The organism is Aeromonas sp. (assembly GCF_051657805.1).
In the GTDB taxonomy this organism is placed as follows: Bacteria; Pseudomonadota; Gammaproteobacteria; order Enterobacterales; family Aeromonadaceae; genus Aeromonas.
In genome coordinates this window covers 15,334-33,478 of record NZ_JBOFLJ010000047.1, presented here as the reverse complement: position 1 = coordinate 33,478, position 18,145 = coordinate 15,334, and the positions used below count along the sequence as shown (strand labels likewise).

General features: G+C 62.2%; 15 protein-coding genes. 7 read left to right on the top strand and 8 right to left on the bottom strand.

All coding sequences use genetic code 11. The features are described 5' to 3' along the window. Positions 1–8: 8 nt before the first annotated feature. The gene (locus ACRCYW_RS14940; protein ID WP_438550848.1) at positions 9–599 is read right to left on the bottom strand and encodes a tetratricopeptide repeat protein; all 591 of its coding nucleotides are present in this window, start codon (positions 597–599) and stop codon (positions 9–11) included. 173 nt (positions 600–772) lie between these two features. Between ACRCYW_RS14940 and ACRCYW_RS14935 the strand changes: the two genes are divergently transcribed. Further along, a complete protein-coding gene (locus tag ACRCYW_RS14935) occupies positions 773–1,828 on the top strand; it encodes a PA0069 family radical SAM protein (RefSeq protein WP_438550847.1) in 1,056 nt (351 codons plus the stop codon). 250 nt (positions 1,829–2,078) lie between these two features. Here the strand turns inward: ACRCYW_RS14935 and ACRCYW_RS14930 are convergent, their stop codons facing one another. Further along, positions 2,079–2,264 (bottom strand): hypothetical protein, encoded by a 186-nt coding sequence (locus ACRCYW_RS14930; protein ID WP_438550846.1) that lies wholly within the window; start codon positions 2,262–2,264, stop codon positions 2,079–2,081. Between the two features lie 367 nt (positions 2,265–2,631). After that, on the bottom strand, positions 2,632–5,385 hold the full coding sequence (gene gyrA, locus ACRCYW_RS14925) for a DNA topoisomerase (ATP-hydrolyzing) subunit A (protein WP_438550845.1): 2,754 nt from the start codon (positions 5,383–5,385) through the stop codon (positions 2,632–2,634). Between the two features lie 186 nt (positions 5,386–5,571). On the opposite strand from gyrA, the gene ubiG reads away from it, so the two are divergent. The 5 genes from ubiG (at position 5,572) to yfaE (ending at position 11,380) form a co-directional block, all read left to right on the top strand. Further along, positions 5,572–6,288 (top strand): bifunctional 2-polyprenyl-6-hydroxyphenol methylase/3-demethylubiquinol 3-O-methyltransferase UbiG, encoded by a 717-nt coding sequence (ubiG, locus tag ACRCYW_RS14920; protein WP_438550957.1) that lies wholly within the window; start codon positions 5,572–5,574, stop codon positions 6,286–6,288. Further along, positions 6,288–6,974 (top strand): HAD family hydrolase, encoded by a 687-nt coding sequence (locus ACRCYW_RS14915; protein WP_438550844.1) that lies wholly within the window; start codon positions 6,288–6,290, stop codon positions 6,972–6,974. Before ubiG ends, ACRCYW_RS14915 begins: the two co-directional genes overlap by 1 nt. Before the next feature lie 560 nt (positions 6,975–7,534). Continuing rightward, on the top strand, positions 7,535–9,802 hold the full coding sequence (gene nrdA / locus ACRCYW_RS14910) for a class 1a ribonucleoside-diphosphate reductase subunit alpha (protein ID WP_438550843.1): 2,268 nt from the start codon (positions 7,535–7,537) through the stop codon (positions 9,800–9,802). A gap of 65 nt (positions 9,803–9,867) precedes the next feature. After that, positions 9,868–11,001: a class Ia ribonucleoside-diphosphate reductase subunit beta gene (gene nrdB / locus ACRCYW_RS14905; protein ID WP_438550842.1), complete on the top strand. Its 1,134-nt coding sequence runs from the start codon at positions 9,868–9,870 to the stop codon at positions 10,999–11,001. A 61-nt stretch (positions 11,002–11,062) separates the two neighbouring features. After that, positions 11,063–11,380, top strand: a complete 318-nt coding sequence (gene yfaE / locus ACRCYW_RS14900) for a class I ribonucleotide reductase maintenance protein YfaE (protein ID WP_438550841.1) — start codon at positions 11,063–11,065, stop codon at positions 11,378–11,380. A 122-nt stretch (positions 11,381–11,502) separates the two neighbouring features. Here yfaE and mltA read toward each other — a convergent pair whose 3' ends face one another. Together mltA and ACRCYW_RS14890 are read right to left on the bottom strand one after the other, a co-directional pair. Further along, positions 11,503–12,654 carry a murein transglycosylase A gene (gene mltA / locus ACRCYW_RS14895; RefSeq protein ID WP_438550840.1) on the bottom strand — a complete coding sequence of 384 codons (1,152 nt, stop codon included), beginning with the start codon at positions 12,652–12,654 and terminating at the stop codon, positions 11,503–11,505. A gap of 306 nt (positions 12,655–12,960) precedes the next feature. Next, entirely contained in the window at positions 12,961–13,518 is a 558-nt protein-coding gene (locus tag ACRCYW_RS14890) for a hypothetical protein (protein WP_438550839.1), read from the bottom strand. Between the two features lie 231 nt (positions 13,519–13,749). On the opposite strand from ACRCYW_RS14890, the gene ACRCYW_RS14885 reads away from it, so the two are divergent. Next, on the top strand, positions 13,750–14,001 hold the full coding sequence (locus ACRCYW_RS14885) for a DUF1289 domain-containing protein (protein ID WP_438550838.1): 252 nt from the start codon (positions 13,750–13,752) through the stop codon (positions 13,999–14,001). A 129-nt stretch (positions 14,002–14,130) separates the two neighbouring features. Here the strand turns inward: ACRCYW_RS14885 and fruA are convergent, their stop codons facing one another. From fruA to fruB, 3 genes are read right to left on the bottom strand one after another with little or no spacing between them, the layout of a single operon-like run. Continuing rightward, on the bottom strand, positions 14,131–15,861 hold the full coding sequence (gene fruA / locus ACRCYW_RS14880; protein WP_438550837.1) for a PTS fructose transporter subunit IIBC: 1,731 nt from the start codon (positions 15,859–15,861) through the stop codon (positions 14,131–14,133). Then, the gene (pfkB, locus tag ACRCYW_RS14875; protein ID WP_438550836.1) at positions 15,858–16,832 is read right to left on the bottom strand and encodes a 1-phosphofructokinase; all 975 of its coding nucleotides are present in this window, start codon (positions 16,830–16,832) and stop codon (positions 15,858–15,860) included. Before pfkB ends, fruA begins: the two co-directional genes overlap by 4 nt. Further along, positions 16,829–17,947 (bottom strand): fused PTS fructose transporter subunit IIA/HPr protein, encoded by a 1,119-nt coding sequence (gene fruB, locus ACRCYW_RS14870; RefSeq protein ID WP_438550835.1) that lies wholly within the window; start codon positions 17,945–17,947, stop codon positions 16,829–16,831. The genes pfkB and fruB overlap by 4 nt, the downstream gene beginning before the upstream one ends. Between the last annotated feature and the right edge of the window lie 198 nt (positions 17,948–18,145).

The following is an 18,145-nucleotide window of genomic DNA, read 5'->3' as shown; positions in this document are numbered from 1 at the left end:
GACCATGTTCAGGAGGTGCCGAGCAGGGGCTGCCAATTGAAGTCGAATTCGCTACGCCCCTCCTGTGCCAGCGCCAGCTCCTGCAGCACCTTGAGTGCCAGCTTGTTGCCCTTCTGGGACGCCTGATAGAGCCACTGCTTGGCCTCGGCCATCTCCACCCGGCCATTGACCCCCATCAGGTGCAGCACCCCCACTTTCAGCATGGCGGGCACGTCGCCGTTGCGGGCCGCCTTGTCCATCCAGTGAAACGCGATCTGCAGATCCCGCGGCACCCCGACCCCGCGCAGATAGAGCTCCCCGAGCCGGTATTGGCCGAAGGCGTCCCCCGCCTCGGCGGATTGCCGATAGAGCGCGATGGCGCGCTTCAGATCCTGCTCGCTCCCCTGCCCCACCTCGAAGCTCCAGCCCATCAGGGCCTGGGCCCTGGATTGGCCCTGCTCCGCCAGCGGCTGCCAGATCCGGGTCGCCTCATCGAAATGACCGACCCGCCAGGCCCGGTTGGCCGCCGCCATCTCCTGCTCGGTGGAGAGCGGGATCAGACGCCAGATGACCAGGCCAATGACACCGATAAAAAGCCAGCGGGAGGTAGTGGGTTTCATAGGGAATTCCGTGATCCAGTTCGCATTTCGTCTATGTAAACGAAATGTAGCGACAGATCAAGCAAGAGATCCATTTGCGATGCAGTTTTAGATAACGCCCGGAGGTACGACTTGCACTCCCGGAGTATTATCGCCACAATAACTGTATATATAAACAGTATTGGTGTCATGGCATGGCGGGACGAGGCAGCAGTCACAATATCGACCACAGGTTCAGCGGTCCCCGAATAGACACCGTCGACGATGGGTGGCAGACCCAGGAGTGGGAACCTGCGTTTGACACACAAGCGATCCAGACCCAGGTGCAGGAGATCGAAGCCAAGAGCATCATCAGCCATAACCTCTCGCCGGATGTGCCCTTCGGTCGCTCCATCAACCCCTATCAGGGCTGTGAACATGGCTGCATCTACTGTTACGCCAGACCCAGCCACGCCTACCTGGAGCTCTCGCCAGGTCTGGACTTCGAGACCAGGCTGTTTGCCAAGCTCAATGCCGCGGCCCTGCTGCGCCGTGAATTTGCCAAGCCGAGCTACCAGCCCCAGACCATAGTGCTCGGCGCCAACACGGACCCTTACCAGCCCATCGAGCAGCATTATCGCCTCACCCGCCAGCTGCTCGAGGTGATGCTAACCCATCGCCATCCGGTGGGGATCATCACCAAGAGCGCCATGATACTGCGGGATCTCGATCTGCTTGGGGAGCTGGCCCGGGAGGGGCTCTGTCAGGTGATGGTGTCGGTCACCACGCTCAACGAAACCCTGAGGCGACAGCTGGAGCCCAGGGCCAGCACAGGGGTCGGCCGTTTGAAGGTGATCGAGAAGCTGGCCGGGGCCGGCGTACCGGTCGGGGTGCTGGCCGCCCCCATGATCCCCCGTCTCAACGAGCCCGAGCTCGAGCAGATCATCAAGGCCGCCGTCGCAGCCGGCGCCGGCTGCGCCGACTACATCTTGCTGCGCCTGCCCCATGAACTGACGACGCTCTTCAGCGACTGGCTGGATGAGCATTACCCGGGGCAGAAAGAAGCGGTGCTGAACCAGCTGCGGGCGAGCCGAGGCGGCAACCTCAACAGCCCCGCCTTCGGCACCCGCATGCGCGGTGAGGGGCAATTTGCCGATCTGCTCGCCCAGCGTTTTCGGCTGATCGCCAAACGGCTGGGGTTGGGCAAGCGCCATATTGCACTCAATACCGAGCGCTTCATCCGCCCCAACGAGCAACTTCGGCTGTTCTAGAGGCAGTGTCATGAGGCGCCATGGAAGCACAGCTGGCGCCTTGTTAGACGGAGTCTGATCTCCTTCCCCTATCCCAGCCCTTCGTATATTGGCTGTGGCTGTACCAAGAGACTACGAGCGGCAGATCCCGCCCGGCCAGATCCTGTCATGAATTCCTGCGAGCCATCGCGCCCGCTCCTGCTCCTGCTCCTGCTCCTGCTCCTGCTCCTGCTCCTAATAGGATCTCAGGGACAGCGGGCAGCAAGAGGCGTCAGCCCCGCGGCCTCGGGGGATAGGGCCGCGCCGCCCTTCCCTCCGCGATCAGCTCCACCGGCAGACGGGATGGCTCAGGGGCCACCTCCTCTTCGTGCCCATGCCCGACGCCTTGCCCCAAGGCGGGAGCCACCTCCCCCCACATCCGGCTCCACCAGATCTCCCACATTACCCAGCTGGTCATAAGCGGCTCCCTTTGGATGGCAGTAACAGTTTCGTTCTGACTCGACTCCGAGACAGGGGGCAGTTTGCCCGCCCCTCATGACAACGGGATAACGCCGGGGTGAAAGATATATGGCAGACAACGAGGCGAGGAGTGCCCCGCCAAGACGGAGGACAGGAGACGCCGAAATGGTGGGGCTGGCGCTATCCCAGCGAAGAGACAGTGGCCAGAAACAGAGAACGTCCTAGCATACGTGATATGCCGGATACGAGGCTCGGATCTATACAGCGAGAGCGGCTGCCAGCAACGACCGCAAACAAAGAGAGCGACCCAGAGGTCGCTCTCTTATCGGTGCACCTGTTATCGGCGTAATGGCAGCAGCACGGGATTATTCGTCGCTTACCACACCTTCATCGCTGGCTTGATCGCCTGCGCCTTCACCCGATGCAACTGAGCCCTCGGTCTCGCCCGTGGCGACGATGTCGTTTTCTTCCTCGTCGCTTTCCGCGATGCGCTGCAGGCCGACGACTGTCTCGTCTTCACCGGTACGGATCAGACGGACACCTCCGGTGTTGCGGCCTATGATGCTCACCTCGGCGACACGGGTGCGGACCAGGGTACCGCCGTTGGTGATCAGCATGATCTGGTCGGTATCCTCGACCTGGATCGCATCGATCACCTTGCCGTTACGCTCATCCACCTTGATGGAGATGACGCCCTGGGTGCCACGGCTCTTGGTCGGGTATTCGTCCAGCGCGGTGCGCTTGCCGTAACCGTTCTCGGTGGCGGTGAGAATGGCACCCTCGCCACGGGGGACGATGAGGGAGACCACCTTGTTGCCGCTCGGCAGACGGATACCGCGGACACCGGCAGCGGTACGACCCATGGGACGCACGCCCTTGAAGGCACCCTTGGTTTCGCCGCCTTCACCGTTGTCGCTGCCGTCGTCATCGTTGCCGGCATCGTCGTCGTTCTCGACGTCGTCACCCGCATCCGCCGCGTCGGCGCGGCCGCTGCCTTCGGCGAAGCGCACCACCTTGCCCGCGTCGGAGAAGAGCATGATCTCGTTGCTACCGTCTGTGATATCCACCCCGATGAGCTCATCCCCCTCTTTGAGGTTGATGGCCCGGATCCCGGAGGAGAGCGGACGGCTGAACGCAGACAGGCTGGTCTTCTTCACGGTACCGTCGGCGGTGGCAAAGAAGACGTACTTGTCGTCGGCATACTCTTTCACCGGCAGGATGGCGGTGATGCGCTCACCCTCTTCCAGCGGCAGCAGGTTGATGATCGGACGACCGCGGGCGCCACGGGACGCCTCCGGCAGCTGATACACCTTGAGCCAGTAGACCTTGCCACGGGTGGAGAAGCACAGGATGGTGTCGTGGGTGTTGGCCACCAGCAGACGCTCCACGAAGTCCTCTTCCTTGATCCGGGTGGCCGACTTGCCACGACCACCGCGGCGCTGGGCCTCGTAGTCGGAGAGCGGCTGATACTTCACATAACCCTGGTGAGACAGGGTAACCACCACGTCTTCCGGGGTGATCAGATCTTCGATGTTGATCTCGGCACTGGACATGCTGATCTCGGTGCGACGCTCGTCGCCATACTGCTCGCGTACCGCCAGCAGTTCATCGCGGATCACCTCCATCAGGCGTTCCGGGCTTGCCAGGATGTGCAGCAGCTCGGCGATGAGATCCAGCAGAGATTGGTACTCTTCCAGGATCTTCTCGTGTTCGAGGCCGGTCAGCTTGTGCAGACGCAGGTCAAGGATGGCCTGGGCCTGCTGTTCCGTCAGGTAGTAATGACCCTCACGGATGCCGAACTCCGGCTCCAGCCACTCGGGACGGGCCGCGTCATCGCCGGATTTCTCCAGCATGGAGGCCACGTTGCCGAGCTCCCAGCCGCGGGCGACCAGGCCAGCCTTCGCATCGGCCGGAGTCGCGCTGTGACGAATGAGCTCGATGATGGGGTCGATGTTGGCCAGGGCGACCGCCAGACCTTCCAGGATGTGGGCCCGATCCCGCGCCTTGCGCAGCTCGAACACGGTTCTGCGGGTCACCACCTCACGGCGGTGCAGCAGGAAGGCATCCAGGATCTCTTTAAGGTTCATCACCTTGGGCTGGTTGTTATCGAGCGCCACCATGTTGATGCCGAACGTGGTCTGCATCTGGGTGTGCTTGTAGAGATTGTTCAGCACAATCTCGCCGGACTCGCCGCGCTTGATCTCGATAACGATGCGCATGCCGTCTTTATCAGACTCATCGCGCAGGGCGCTGATGCCCTCGATCTTCTTCTCTTTGACCAGCTCGGCGATCTTCTCGATGAGCCGCGCCTTGTTCACCTGATAGGGGATCTCGTGGACTATGATGGTCTCGCGACCGCTCTTGTCGTCCACTTCCACCTCGGCCTTGGCCCGCACATAGACGGAGCCGCGGCCGGTACGATAGGCCTGCACGATGCCGGAGCGACCGTTGATGATGCCGCCGGTGGGGAAATCCGGGCCGGTGACATAGGTCATCAGCTCATCGATGGTGAGATCACCATTTTCGATCAGCGCCAGACAGCCGTTCACTATCTCGGTGAGGTTATGAGGAGGAATGTTGGTCGCCATGCCCACCGCGATACCGGAGGAGCCGTTGATCAACAGAGTGGGAACCTTGGTGGGCATGACAGCCGGGATCATCTCGGTGCCGTCATAGTTCGGCACCCAGTCCACGGTCTCTTTGTCCAGATCGGCCAGCAGCTCGTGGGAGATGCGCGCCATCCGCACTTCGGTATAACGCATGGCGGCGGCGTTATCGCCGTCCACCGAACCGAAGTTGCCCTGACCGTCGACCAGCATGTAACGCATGGAGAAATCCTGCGCCATGCGGACGATGGTGTCATACACGGCACTGTCGCCATGCGGGTGATATTTACCGATTACGTCACCGACCACACGGGCCGATTTTTTATAGGGCTTGTTCCAGTCGTTCCCCAACTCGTTCATTGCATACAGAACGCGGCGGTGAACCGGTTTCAAGCCATCACGCACATCCGGCAGAGCTCGTCCTACGATCACGCTCATGGCGTAATCCAGATAGGAACTCTTGAGCTCTTCTTCGATGTTGACCGGCGTGATCTCTCTGGCCAGATCGCTCATAGAAAGCCTTAATCCCTAATTAGTTGTTCTTTGGCTTAAACAGCGCGACATGGTAACACAGGACGTGAAATACCTTAAGCCGCAAATCAGGCTGGTTTGCCAAAGTCCGTCCGTTATAATGCCCGCCAGGACAATAGATTGCGCGCCTCTCCTCCCTTGCGCGCCCCTGCCACAGGATCCATGAAAATGCACAGTGACGCCAACGTCGATCTGACAGAAATCGCCAAATTTGAAGCCATTGCCTCCCGCTGGTGGGACATGGAGGGCGAGTTCAAGCCGCTGCACCAGATCAACCCGGTGCGCCTCGACTGGATCACCGACAAGAGTGGCGGCCTGTTTGGCAAGCGCGCCCTCGACATCGGTTGCGGTGGCGGCATCCTCTCCGAGAGCATGGCCCGCCGTGGCGCCAGGGTGACCGGCATCGACATGGGCAAGGAGCCCCTCGGGGTCGCCCGCCTCCACGCCCTGGAAGCCGGGGTGGAGCTCGAATACCGCCAGATCACCGCCGAGGCTCACGCCGCCGAGGCTCCCGGCCAGTATGATCTGGTCACCTGCATGGAGATGCTGGAGCACGTGCCGGATCCCACCTCGGTGCTGCGGGCCATCGCGACCCTGGTGCGCCCGGGTGGCCGGGTGGTGGTTTCCACCATCAACCGCAACCCCAAGGCCTATCTGATGATGATCCTGGGGGCCGAGTACCTGATGAAGATGGTGCCCAAGGGGACCCACGACCACAAGAAGTTCATCACCCCGGCCGAGCTGTGCCGCATGGGTGAGGCGGCAGGCCTGGTGGTGCAGGACATGAGCGGGGTCCACTACAACCCCCTCACCGGCCACTTCAAACTCGGCGCCAACGTGGACGTCAACTACATGGTGAGCTTCACCCGTCCGGAGCAAGGCTGATGAGCGCCGCCAGCAAGGCCCCACTGCGCTGCGTGCTGTTCGACCTGGACGGCACCTTGCTCGACACCGCCCCGGATCTCGGCGCCGCCGTCAACCACGTGCTGATAAATGAAGGCTTCGCGCCGCTCTCAGACGAGGTGATCCGCCAGACCACCTCCCACGGGGCGCTGGGGCTGCTGAAGGCAGGTCTTGGGGACGAGCTGCTCGAGGAGCTCGGCGCCACGCGCCTTCGCACCGCCCTGCTCGACTACTATGCGGCGAACCTCTGCGTCGGCACCCGCCCCTACGACGGCATGCTGGCGCTGATCGAGTGGCTGGAGGAGAAAGAGCTGCCCTGGGGCATCGTCACCAACAAGCCGGGCTTTCTCACCGAACCGCTGCTGGCGGCCCTGCCAGCCCTCGCGGGCTGCGGCGTCACCGTCAGCGCCGACACATTGCCGGTGCGCAAGCCCGACCCCGCCCCCATGTATTACGCCTGCGAGCAGCTCGGGGTGGACGCCGCTCACTGCCTCTATGTGGGGGATCATGTGCGGGACATCGAAGCGGGTCGTAATGCGGGTATGCGCACCGCGGTGGCGGGCTGGGGCTATCTGCACGACGACGAGGATCCCGCCGATTGGGGGGCGGACTTGCACTTCGACACCGTGCAGGCTCTGCACCACTGGCTGCGCTACGAGCTGAGCTGAGCAGGCCCGGGCATGTGATCCGTTGATGGATATGGCAGGCACCTTATGCTGCCAGCTGACGTTCACAGAGCGGGTCATGCTGCCATTTGACAGCCAAGCAGAGGGAGCCGATACCGGCTCCTTTTTCATGCTCCGAGCGAGGACGACGGGCGGGACCGGACAGCTTTTGACCCTTGCTGCACAAGGGATAACCAGTGCCCATTTGCTAGTAAAACCATCCCCTTTTCGCAAGCAAAAAAAGTTATTTTAATTTTCCATCTTCGATCATCGGACTTGCATTTGACGGATCGGACGCATGAAAACCCACTCACTGTGAGCGCCCACTAACTCCGGCCCGAACACCCACAATTTATCCACAGCAATCAGGTTATCCACACGTTGCAATGCGGGGACGACCTCACTATCTTGTAGTTCGAAATCAAAATAACACTATATCTTGTGATTCATCGCGCAGTACGCCCCCACTCTTTACCAAGCCAGGTCCGTGGGGTGCGTGGCGCGATGGTTTTTCGGGAATCAACCGATGCCGGCAGGCATCAACTCATAAGGGTCATCAGCCAATGAACTTGTTTGTGACGAAGCGTAACGGACACAAAGAACCCATCGATCTGGACAAGATCCACCGCGTGCTCGACTGGGCTGCCGAGAAGCTCGACAACGTGTCGGTCTCCCAGGTAGAGCTCAAGTCCCACATCCAGTTCTATGACGGTATCCGTACCGCCGACATCCACGAGACCATCATCAAGGCTGCCGCCGATCTGATCTCCGAACAGAGCCCGGACTACCAGTACATGGCCGCCCGTCTGGCCATCTTCCACCTGCGCAAGAAGGCCTACGGCCAGTTCGAACCGCCCCACCTCTACCAGCACGTCGCCAAGCTGGTGGACATAGGCAAGTACGACAAGCACCTGCTGACCGACTACACCCAGGCCGAATTCGAGGAGCTCAACGCCCACCTGGATCACTGGCGCGACATGGACTTCTCCTACGCCGCGGTCAAGCAGCTGGAAGGCAAGTACCTGGTGCAGAACCGCGTCACCGGTGAAATTTACGAGAGCCCGCAGTTCCTCTACATCCTGGTAGCGGCCTGCCTCTTCTCCAAGTATCCGAAAGATACCCGTCTGGACTACATCAAGCGCTTCTACGATGCGGTCTCGACCTTCAAGATCTCCCTGCCCACCCCCATCATGAGCGGTGTGCGCACCCCGACCCGTCAGTTCAGCTCCTGCGTGCTGATCGAGTGCGATGACAGCCTGGATTCCATCAATGCCACCGCCAGCGCCATCGTGCGCTACGTCTCCCAGCGCGCCGGCATCGGCATCAACGCCGGCCGCATCCGTGGTCTGGGCAGCCCCATCCGTGGCGGCGAAGCCTTCCACACCGGCTGCATCCCCTTCTACAAGTACTTCCAGACCGCGGTCAAGTGCTGCTCCCAGGGCGGTGTGCGCGGCGGCGCGGCGACTCTGTTCTACCCCCTGTGGCACACCGAAGTGGAGAGCCTGCTGGTACTGAAAAACAACCGCGGCGTGGAAGAGAACCGGGTCCGTCACATGGACTACGGGGTGCAGATCAACAAGCTGATGTACCAGCGCCTGATCAAGGGCGGCGACATCACCCTATTCTCCCCCTCCGACGCCCCTGGTCTGTATGACGCCTTCTTCGCGGATCAGGACAAGTTCGAGGAGCTCTACGTCAAGTACGAGCAGGATCCGGCCATTCGCAAGAAGACTCTCAAGGCGGTCGATCTCTTCTCCCTGATGATGCAGGAGCGCGCCGGTACCGGTCGCATCTACATCCAGAACGTGGATCACTGCAACACCCACAGCCCGTTCGATCCGGCCGTCGCGCCGGTGCGCCAGTCCAACCTCTGCCTCGAGATCGCGCTGCCCACCAAGCCGCTGAACAACGTGGATGACGAGGATGGCGAAATCGCCCTGTGCACCCTCTCCGCCTTCAACCTCGGCGCCATCGAGAAGCTGGAAGATCTGGAAGAGATGGCAGATCTGGCCGTGCGCGCCCTGGATGCCCTGCTCGATTATCAGGACTACCCGCTGAAAGCCGCGCAAAAAGGCAGCATGAATCGCCGCACCCTGGGGATCGGTGTCATCAACTATGCCTATTACCTGGCCAAGAACGGTGCTCGCTACTCCGACGGCTCCGGCCTCGCGCTGACTCACCGCACCTTCGAGGCGATCCAGTACTACCTGCTGAAGGCCTCCGTGCAGCTTGCCCGCGAGTTCGGCCCCTGCCCGGCCTTCAACGAGACCACCTATGCCCAGGGGATCCTGCCCATCGATACCTATAAAAAGGATCTGGACGCCCTGTGCAACGAGCCCCTGCACCTGGACTGGGAAGCGCTGCGCTCTGACATCAAGACAGTGGGTCTGCGCAACTCCACCCTGACGGCCCTGATGCCGAGCGAGACCTCCAGCCAGATCTCCAACGCCACCAACGGCATCGAGCCGCCCCGCGGCCTGGTGTCGGTCAAGGCCTCCAAGGACGGCATCCTCAAGCAGGTGGTGCCCGAGTATCACCGCCTGAAGGATCAGTACGAACTGCTGTGGAAGCAACCGAGCGTGGATGGTTACCTGCAGCTGGTCGGTATCATGCAAAAATTCGTGGATCAGGCGATCTCCGCCAACACCAACTATGATCCCGCCCGTTTCGAAGGCAACAAGGTACCGATGAAGCAGCTGCTCAAGGATCTGCTGACCGCCTACAAATACGGCCTCAAGACCCTGTACTATCACAACACCCGTGATGGTGCGGACGATGCCCAGACCGATCTGCAAGATGACGGTTGTGCTGGCGGCGCCTGTAAGATCTGATGAACCGGGCGGGAGCGACAAGCTCCCGCCCTCCTGTTTCCCCCATTTCGCGACATTCGACAACCATGGCCTATTCAACTTTCTGCCAGACCCAAAACGATCAACTCAAGGAGCCCATGTTCTTTGGCCAATCGGTCAACGTGGCCCGTTATGATCAACAGAAACACGACATCTTCGAGCGGCTGATCGAGAAGCAGCTCTCCTTCTTCTGGCGCCCGGAAGAGGTGGACGTCTCCCACGACCGCATCGACTATCAGGCCCTGCCCCCCCACGAGCAGCACATCTTCATCTCCAACCTGAAGTACCAGACCCTGCTGGATTCCATCCAGGGTCGCAGCCCGAACGTAGCGCTGCTGCCGCTGGTCTCCATCCCGGAACTGGAGACCTGGATCGAGACCTGGGCCTTCTCAGAGACCATCCACTCTCGCTCCTACACCCACATCATCCGCAACATCGTCAACAACCCGGGTCAGGTGTTCGATGACATCGTCACCAACGAACAGATCTTGAAGCGCGCCGGCTCCATCAGCCACTTCTACGATGATCTGATCGAGGCGACCGCCCTCTATCACCTGCACGGAGAAGGGACTCACCAGGTGGCAGGCCGCGCCGTGAACATCACATTGCGGGAGCTGAAGAAGAAGCTCTATCTGTGCCTGATGAGCGTCAACGCCCTGGAGGCGATCCGCTTCTACGTGAGCTTCGCCTGCTCCTTCGCCTTCGCCGAGCGCGAGCTGATGGAGGGCAACGCCAAGATCATCAAGATGATCGCCCGCGACGAGGCCCTTCACCTCACCGGTACCCAGCATATGCTGAACCTGATGCGCAGCGGCAACGACGATCCGGACATGGCCGAGATCGCCGTCGAGTGCGAGCAGGCCTGCTTCGAGCTGTTCAAGGAGGCCGCCATCCAGGAGAAGGAGTGGGCCGAGTACCTGTTCCAGGACGGCTCCATGATCGGCCTGAACAAGGACATCCTCTGCCAGTACGTGGAATACATCACCAACCTGCGCATGGCGGCGGTCGGTCTGCAGCCAGCCTTCGCTGGCGCCAAGCAAAACCCCATCCCCTGGATCAACACCTGGCTCTCTTCCGACAACGTGCAGGTCGCCCCCCAGGAGGTGGAAGTGAGCTCCTATCTGGTCGGCCAGATCGACAGCGAAGTACACGCCGACGATCTCGGTGACTTCGAGCTGTGATGAGGCATGGGGCTTGTCGCGCCGTGACGGGCAGCGGGTGTCGACGCGGTGACACGGCGTTATGAGTGATGCCATCGGCACCCCGTCCCCTGCCCTGTGCCATGAAGCCGAGCAGGACGTCCTGACGCCCTTGGTGCACACCCGGGATGGCACCCTCTCGCCCCACCCTGGCGAGAGCCTGCTGGAGACCCTCGAACGCCACGGCCATCAGGTGGAGTTCCAGTGCCGCAGCGGCTATTGCGGCGCCTGCCGCACGCCGCTGCTCGAAGGCCGGGTGCACTATCCCAATGTGCCGCTGGCCTTCGTCTCCCAGGGGGAGTGCCTACCCTGCTGCTGCAAGCCGGTGGGCGCCATACGGCTGGATCTCAAGAAGGCCTGATCCCTTCACAGATCGAAGCCGGCCACATCTCGTCGCCGAGCTCCTACAAAAAAGCCGCCGGATAATCCGGCGGCTTTTTTACTTCTCATGTATGTACTGCCCGCGTCGGTCAGCTTATGGCGTCAGATCCAGGGGGCGGCGGTCGGCCCGTGGTGCAGACCCAGCTTCCAGACCCGGCCGAAGTGCTTGTAGTGGCCCGCGGCCACCCCGGCCTTCTCCCCCATGCCGTGGTAGAGATCCAGGTGCCCCTTCTTCACCGCACCGCCCACATCCAGGGCGATCAACAGGCGCAGCTGGTGCTTGCCGGTCCAGTTGCCGGCTTTGTCGAGCAGCGGCACTTCCGCGAGGATGGGGGTACCCATGGGCAGCAGTGTCTTGTCGGCCGCCACCGCTGACATGGGCAGCAGCGGAATGCCGGCGGCGCCGACCACGTCGTTGGTGGGGCGGCGCTCGAAGAAGACGTAGGAGGGGTTCTGCTCCACCAGCTCCATGACGTTTTCTTCCGGCTGGCGGTTGGCCCACTCCTTGATGGCCTTCATGGACATCTGCTCCTTGGGCACCTCGCCCCTGTCGATCAGCACCCGGCCAATACTCACATAACCGTGGCCGTTCTTGCCGCTGTAACCCAGGTATTGCAGCCTGTCGTCGTCCCCGTAGTGCACGAAGCCCGAGCCCTGCACGTCCATCAGGAAGTTGTCGATGAGGGACTTGCTGTACCCAAGCTCGAGCCCGCGATTCGCCAGGGCCCCCTGGTGGATCTGGGCGCGACTCGGGCAGCGACCCGCGCAGTTGGGCATGGCATAGATGGGGTACTTGTACTTGGCATCCGGGCGGTGGCGCACCTCCAGCACCGGCGAGTAGTAGCCGGTGAAGAGCACGTTGCCCATACGATCGGCGCCGCCGAGCTGGGCCAGGCTGATGCCGTACTGGGTGATCTGGGCGGGATTGCCACCGTTCGCCACCCAGCGGGAGAGCTGGCGATAGAGCTCACCGTAGCGGCTCGCCATCCGGCCGGAGCGCTCCAGTACCAACCGGCTCTGGGGGCCGAATCGGCTGAAATCCGACGACTGGCGGCTGTTGACATACTCCACCCGCACCAGATCGTCCGGCAGTGTGCCGTCCAGATACTGCTTGCCCAGATTGACTGGCACCTCGCAGTTCAAAAAGCATCTGGCATCTGACTTCTTCTGGGGGACCTTGGCGGGCTCGGGGTCGCTGGCACAACCCGCCAACCCAAGCACCAGGGCACTCAACCAGTACGCGCGTTTGTTCATAATTCCTCGTCTAACCAGAAAACGCTAACTTCATGAAAATAATGATGAATTAACTCAATGATCCGGGCGGGAGATCCCGAGCCCCTCAAGGCGCGTCCCCGGCCCCGCCACAGGCGGCGCTATCATACAAAAACAAAGGCCCTGTTGACCCCATAAATTGCAAAATTCATCGCCTTTGTCGATCCCTGCGACAGGGATGCACACAGAGACGGTTCAGGACAGAATGGCGCATGGCGCCGCGACAAGGGAGGGAGGCGGGCCGGCCCAGTGCCTCATCGCACAGGGCCAGCCCAGGGCTAAACGGGCTCAGTGGGAGTAAGGCAACGAGGAGTGATGCAGGACGATGCGCACCTTGCCATCGTCCCCTTTGCGAAAGCCCCAGGTCTTGTCCACATCGACCTCCTTGTCGTCGCGATCGACGAGGTGCACTGTCCCCATGGTCAGCGCCATGTTGCCGTCGATGTAGACGGCGGCATTGTCGTAGCGGTAACTCTTCCAGTTTTTCAGGGCAAAACCGGTATCCGCCGGATAGGCCGGATCCTGACCGACGAAGTAGGCCAGCGCCCCCGCCTTGGTCAGGCGAAAGGTCTGCTCCCCGCTCGCCAGGGTCGGCTTGAACAGCACGGGCCCGTCGGCATAGCCGTAGGCGCTGTCGAGCACGGCGGTGGCGGTAGCCTTCGCCTTCTCGATACCCCCCGCCCGGTAGTCGTCGCTGATCTGGATCAGGGCCTTGCCCCAGCCATCCTGCGCGCTCTTGACGTCTGCCTCCGTGATGTTGCGATTGACCAGCTCGGCGGCGCCCAATGCCCCGCTGGCCAGCAGCCATATCAGTGCGAGACCCGATCCTTGGTGTAACCCTTTCATGTCTGTGACTCCTGATAGATAAACAGCATCTCGAAGCTTAGCCGAGGGCCGGACACGGGGAGCGCCATCCCCGTACCTCTCCCATTCTGTGTTCTAGCGCCCTCGCATCTGGCATCCCGTTGGCTCGAACCCTCTCCCCTCACCCGCCAGACATTGCCCCCTTTATGGCAGCCCCTTCGCCAACGGGCCACTCTGGGTTATAACAAGGTAACGAGGCACGAGAGGTGGTGGATGGAACAGCTCGAGATTTTCCCGCTCCAGAGCCCCTGCATCGGGGTCTGTGAGGTCAACAACAAGGGTTACTGCAAGGGGTGCCTGCGCAGTCGGGAGGAGCGTTTCAACTGGCTGACCATGACCCCGGCCGAGCAGCAGGAGGTGATGCGTCTGTGCCGGGGCCGCAAGGCGCGGGTGGAGGCGGCGCGGCGCAAGGCGCGCGAGGCCGCCGAGCTGCCGCCATCGCCCCCCACAGGTTGGGATTTTTGACAGCCGACGTTCGATATTGCGAGCCTGTTTCGCTGCATGCCACCCTGTTGGAAATCCTACTGGCAATAAAAAAGAAGGCGACCATAGGGTCGCCTTCTTGCGCTATTTCACTCGCAAGCTGTTAGCCACTCAGGCCGTCGCCAGCTTGGTCGCCCCTTGCTCGCTGCGCTTGAGCATGGCATAGGCGACACCGGTCACAAGCGACCCTGCCGCTATCGCCAGTATGTACATGAGCACATGGCTGATGGCATTCGGGATGAAGAGCACGAACAGGCCACCGTGAGGCGCCACCAGTTCGCAACCGAACAGCATGGAGAGCGCACCGGTCAGGGCGCCACCCACCATGCAGGCCGGGATGACCCGCATGGGATCCTTGGCGGCAAACGGAATGGCCCCCTCGGAGATGAAGCACAGACCCAGCACGAAGGAGGCCTTGCCCGCTTCCTGCTCCGCCTTGATGAACTTCTTGCTGGCGAGGAAGGTGGCTATCCCCATCCCGAGTGCCGGCACCATGCCGGCAGCCATCACGGCGGCCATGGGAGCATAGGTCTTGGAGGCGAGCAGGCCGACCCCGAATGCATAGGCAGCCTTGTTGACCGGGCCACCCATGTCGAAGCACATCATGGCGCCGATGATGACACCCAGCAGCACGGCGTTGGCGGAGCCCATGTTGTTCAGGAACTCGGTCATGGCGCTCATGATGCCGGCCACCGGACCGCCCACCACGTAGATCATGACGAGGCCGGTGAACAGGCTGGCAACCAGCGGGATGATGAGGATGGGCTTGAGCGCTTCCAGGGTCACCGGCAGGCGCACCTTGTCGTTCAGGAACTTGGCGCTGTAACCGGCCAGGAAGCCGCCGACGATGCCACCGAGGAAACCGGCGCCGAGCGAGCTTGCCAGCATACCGGCGATCATGCCCGGGGCCAAGCCAGGTCTGTCGGCGATGGAGTAGGCGATGTAGCCCGCCAGCACCGGGATCATCAGGGCGAAGGCCGAGCCGCCGCCGATCTGCATCAGGGCGGCAGCCAGGGTCCCCTGCTCCTTGAACGCCTCAATCCCGAAGATGAAGGAGATGGCGATGATGAGACCACCGGCCACCACCATGGGCAACATGAAGGAGACCCCGGTCAGCAGGTGCTTGTAGGGGCCGGCCTTCTCTTCTTTCTTGGCGACGGCGGCGCCGCTGTGACGATAGACGGTTGCCTCGTTCCAGGCCTTGTCTAGTTCGCTGCGGGTCTTCTTCAGGGCCGCCCCCGTGCTGGTGTGATAGACCGGCTTGCCATCGAAGCGGGCCATGTCCACCTCGATGTCGGTGGCGAGGAACACCAGATCGGCGGCGGCAATCTCCTCCGCCGTCAGGGCATTCTGGGCACCGACCGAGCCCTGGGTTTCGACGCGGATCTGATAACCCAGCTGTTTGGCCATGGTCTCGAGCGCTTCCGCCGACATAAAGGTGTGTGCCACCCCGGTCGGGCAGGCGGTGACCGCCACGATGCGCTTGGTTGCACTCGCAGGCGTCGCGGCAACGACCGGCGCGGCCTGATGGCGATAGACCTTGGCCTCCCCCTCGGCTGCGCTCAGCAGGTTGGCGGGATCCTGCAAGGCGAGATCCATGCTGCCCTGGTAGAGGCGCTTGCCGTCATAGGCGGCGAGATCCACCGGGGCACTTGCCACCACCAGCACCAGATCGGCGGCGGCGATGTCGGCGGCCGATGGCTGCTGGCGTGGCTGCACGCTCGAGTCAACGTCGAGTTGCAGCTCCCAACCGGCCAGCTTGGCCTGTTGTTCTATTCGTTTGGCAACGAGAAAGCTGGTGGCGATGCCCGCGGGGCAAGCCGTGACCAAGATTGCTTTCATTGGGCATCTCCTGAAGGTTCCATGGGATCACATTGAGCGGGATCGAGGCGTTGTACCCGAACCTGCTCCAGTAAGGGGGTCAAGACGCGGATGTCGCTAAAGCCCACCGCGACCTGGCTCACCGCCAGGGCCGAGACGGCGGTGGCGAGGCGCAGGGTCTGCTCCGGCGCCCAGCCGAGGCTGAGGCCATGGGCGAGCCCTGCAACCAGAGAATCACCGGCGCCGACCGTGCTGACCACCTGCATGCGCGGCGGTACGGCCTGCCAGACGGCATCCGGGCCAAACCAGATGAGGCCATCGGCGCCGTTGGAGACCACTACGTGTTCTATGCCGTCCGCCTGCAGGGCGCGGGCACACTCGGCCTGCTCTTTCAGGGTCTTGATGGGGCGCCCGGCCCACTGCTCAAGCTCCTCGAGATTCGGTTTGACCAGGGTCGGAGCGGCGCTAAGGCCGGCTTTAAGCGCCGCGCCACTGCAATCGAAAATGACCTTCTTGCCCTTGGCCTTGAGCAGGGTGATGAGACGGGCGCAGTAGGCAGGCTCCACGCCCTTGGGCAGGCTGCCCGCCAGCACGAACCAGTCGGCATGAGGGGCCAGCTCGTCGATGGCCGCCTCCAGCTGATGAATGGCCTCATCGCTGATGTCCAGTCCCGGCAAATTGAGATCCGTGACCCGCCCCGATTGCTCGGAGATCTTGACGTTGATGCGGGTGCTGCCCGCGACCCGCACGAAGTGATCGGCCAAGCCCCGCTCGGCAAACAGCGACACGAAGCTCTGCTGGTTATCGGCGCCGAGCCAGCCGCTCAGCCCCACCTCGCGGCCAAGATCTTTCAAGACCATGGCGACATTGATCCCCTTGCCGGCGGCTCGCAGGTTGGCCTCGCTCACCAGGTTCACCTCACCAGGGGCCAGGGCCTCGAGGCGGGTGGTGAGATCCAGCGCCGGGTTCAGGGTGATGGTCATTAGTGTCATGAGAGCGCCCCCTCGCCCAGACCGGCGGCAATGGCGGCGCCTATGCCCTTGAGGGCGGCCTCGGCGTCCGCCCCTTCGGCGCGAAACGCCAAGCGGTGACCGCATTTCACACCCAGGCCGATGACCTTCATCAGGCTCTTGGCGGAGACGGCCTCGCCGCTGCCATCCAGGTTCGCCACCCGGATGTCGGATTCAAACTCCTTGGCCACCTTGACCAGCATGGCGCCCGGGCGGGCGTGCAGGCCGTGGGGATTGATGATGGTGAAGGTATCTGACAGGCCAGATGCCGGCCCCGCCTGCAACATGGCGAGCCCCTCGCTGCCCGTCAAGGTCGCGAGCTGGGATGCGGCGGCAAGCTTGGCGAGATTCTCCAGCTGCGGCAGGTGGCTGGCATCGACGGCGCACAGCAGCAGCAGGGCGCTCACCGGCAGCTCGCCGGCACTCAATACGCTGCTCGGGGTCGCCAATACCCAGCCGGTCTGGGCGGAGGCGGTGTGCTGCACATTGGCACGGGCCAGCCAGACACCCTCCCCCAGATAGGCGGGCTCCCTTGCCAGCAGTGCGCTCACCATGGCTGCGTCCCCCCAGCCGGCGGACTTGGCACGGGCGGCAGCCCCCAGCAGCAGCTGATCGCGATCGTCGGCCGGGAAATCGGCCAGGGTCAAGAATTGCACCTCTTTCGCCTCGTTGGCACCAGTCAGGATCTTGATGATGGTCTCTTCATCGGTGGCAGTTCTGAGCGTTTGAGCGGCCTGATCGTCACCCAGCACATGGGTGAGCTGACGCAAGATCCCCAGATGCTCGTCGGACTTGGCGGCAATGCCGATGGCCACATAGGCAATCTGGCCCTCGTCCCACTCTATCCCCTGCGGGAACTGGGCCACCATGACACCTGTGCTCTTGACCAGATGACGGGTGTCCGTGGTGCCGTGGGGAATGGCGATGCCGCTGCCAAGGTAGGTGGCGTGCTGCGCCTCACGGGCCAGCATGCCATCCACATACCCGGCTTCCACCAGACCGGCCTCGGTCAGTTTGCCGGCCAGCAGGGCGATGGCCTCCGCCTTGGTCCCGACCGATTGCCCCAGCAGGATCTGCTGTCGCGCCAACTTCAACATAGAGATTCTCCTCAAGAGTCGACCTCGCCTGACAGCGGGTTCTGCTCAACACAATTTGAATTTCAGGAAACTTGCCTGCCAAAAGTAGACCGGAATGTGTCCTCTGGTGATCCAGGGCCCGTTTTTAAACCCGGTCGGTCATTGCTTGCTGACAAGCTGAATCGTTTCACTTACACTCAGACTGAATCGTTTCAGCCA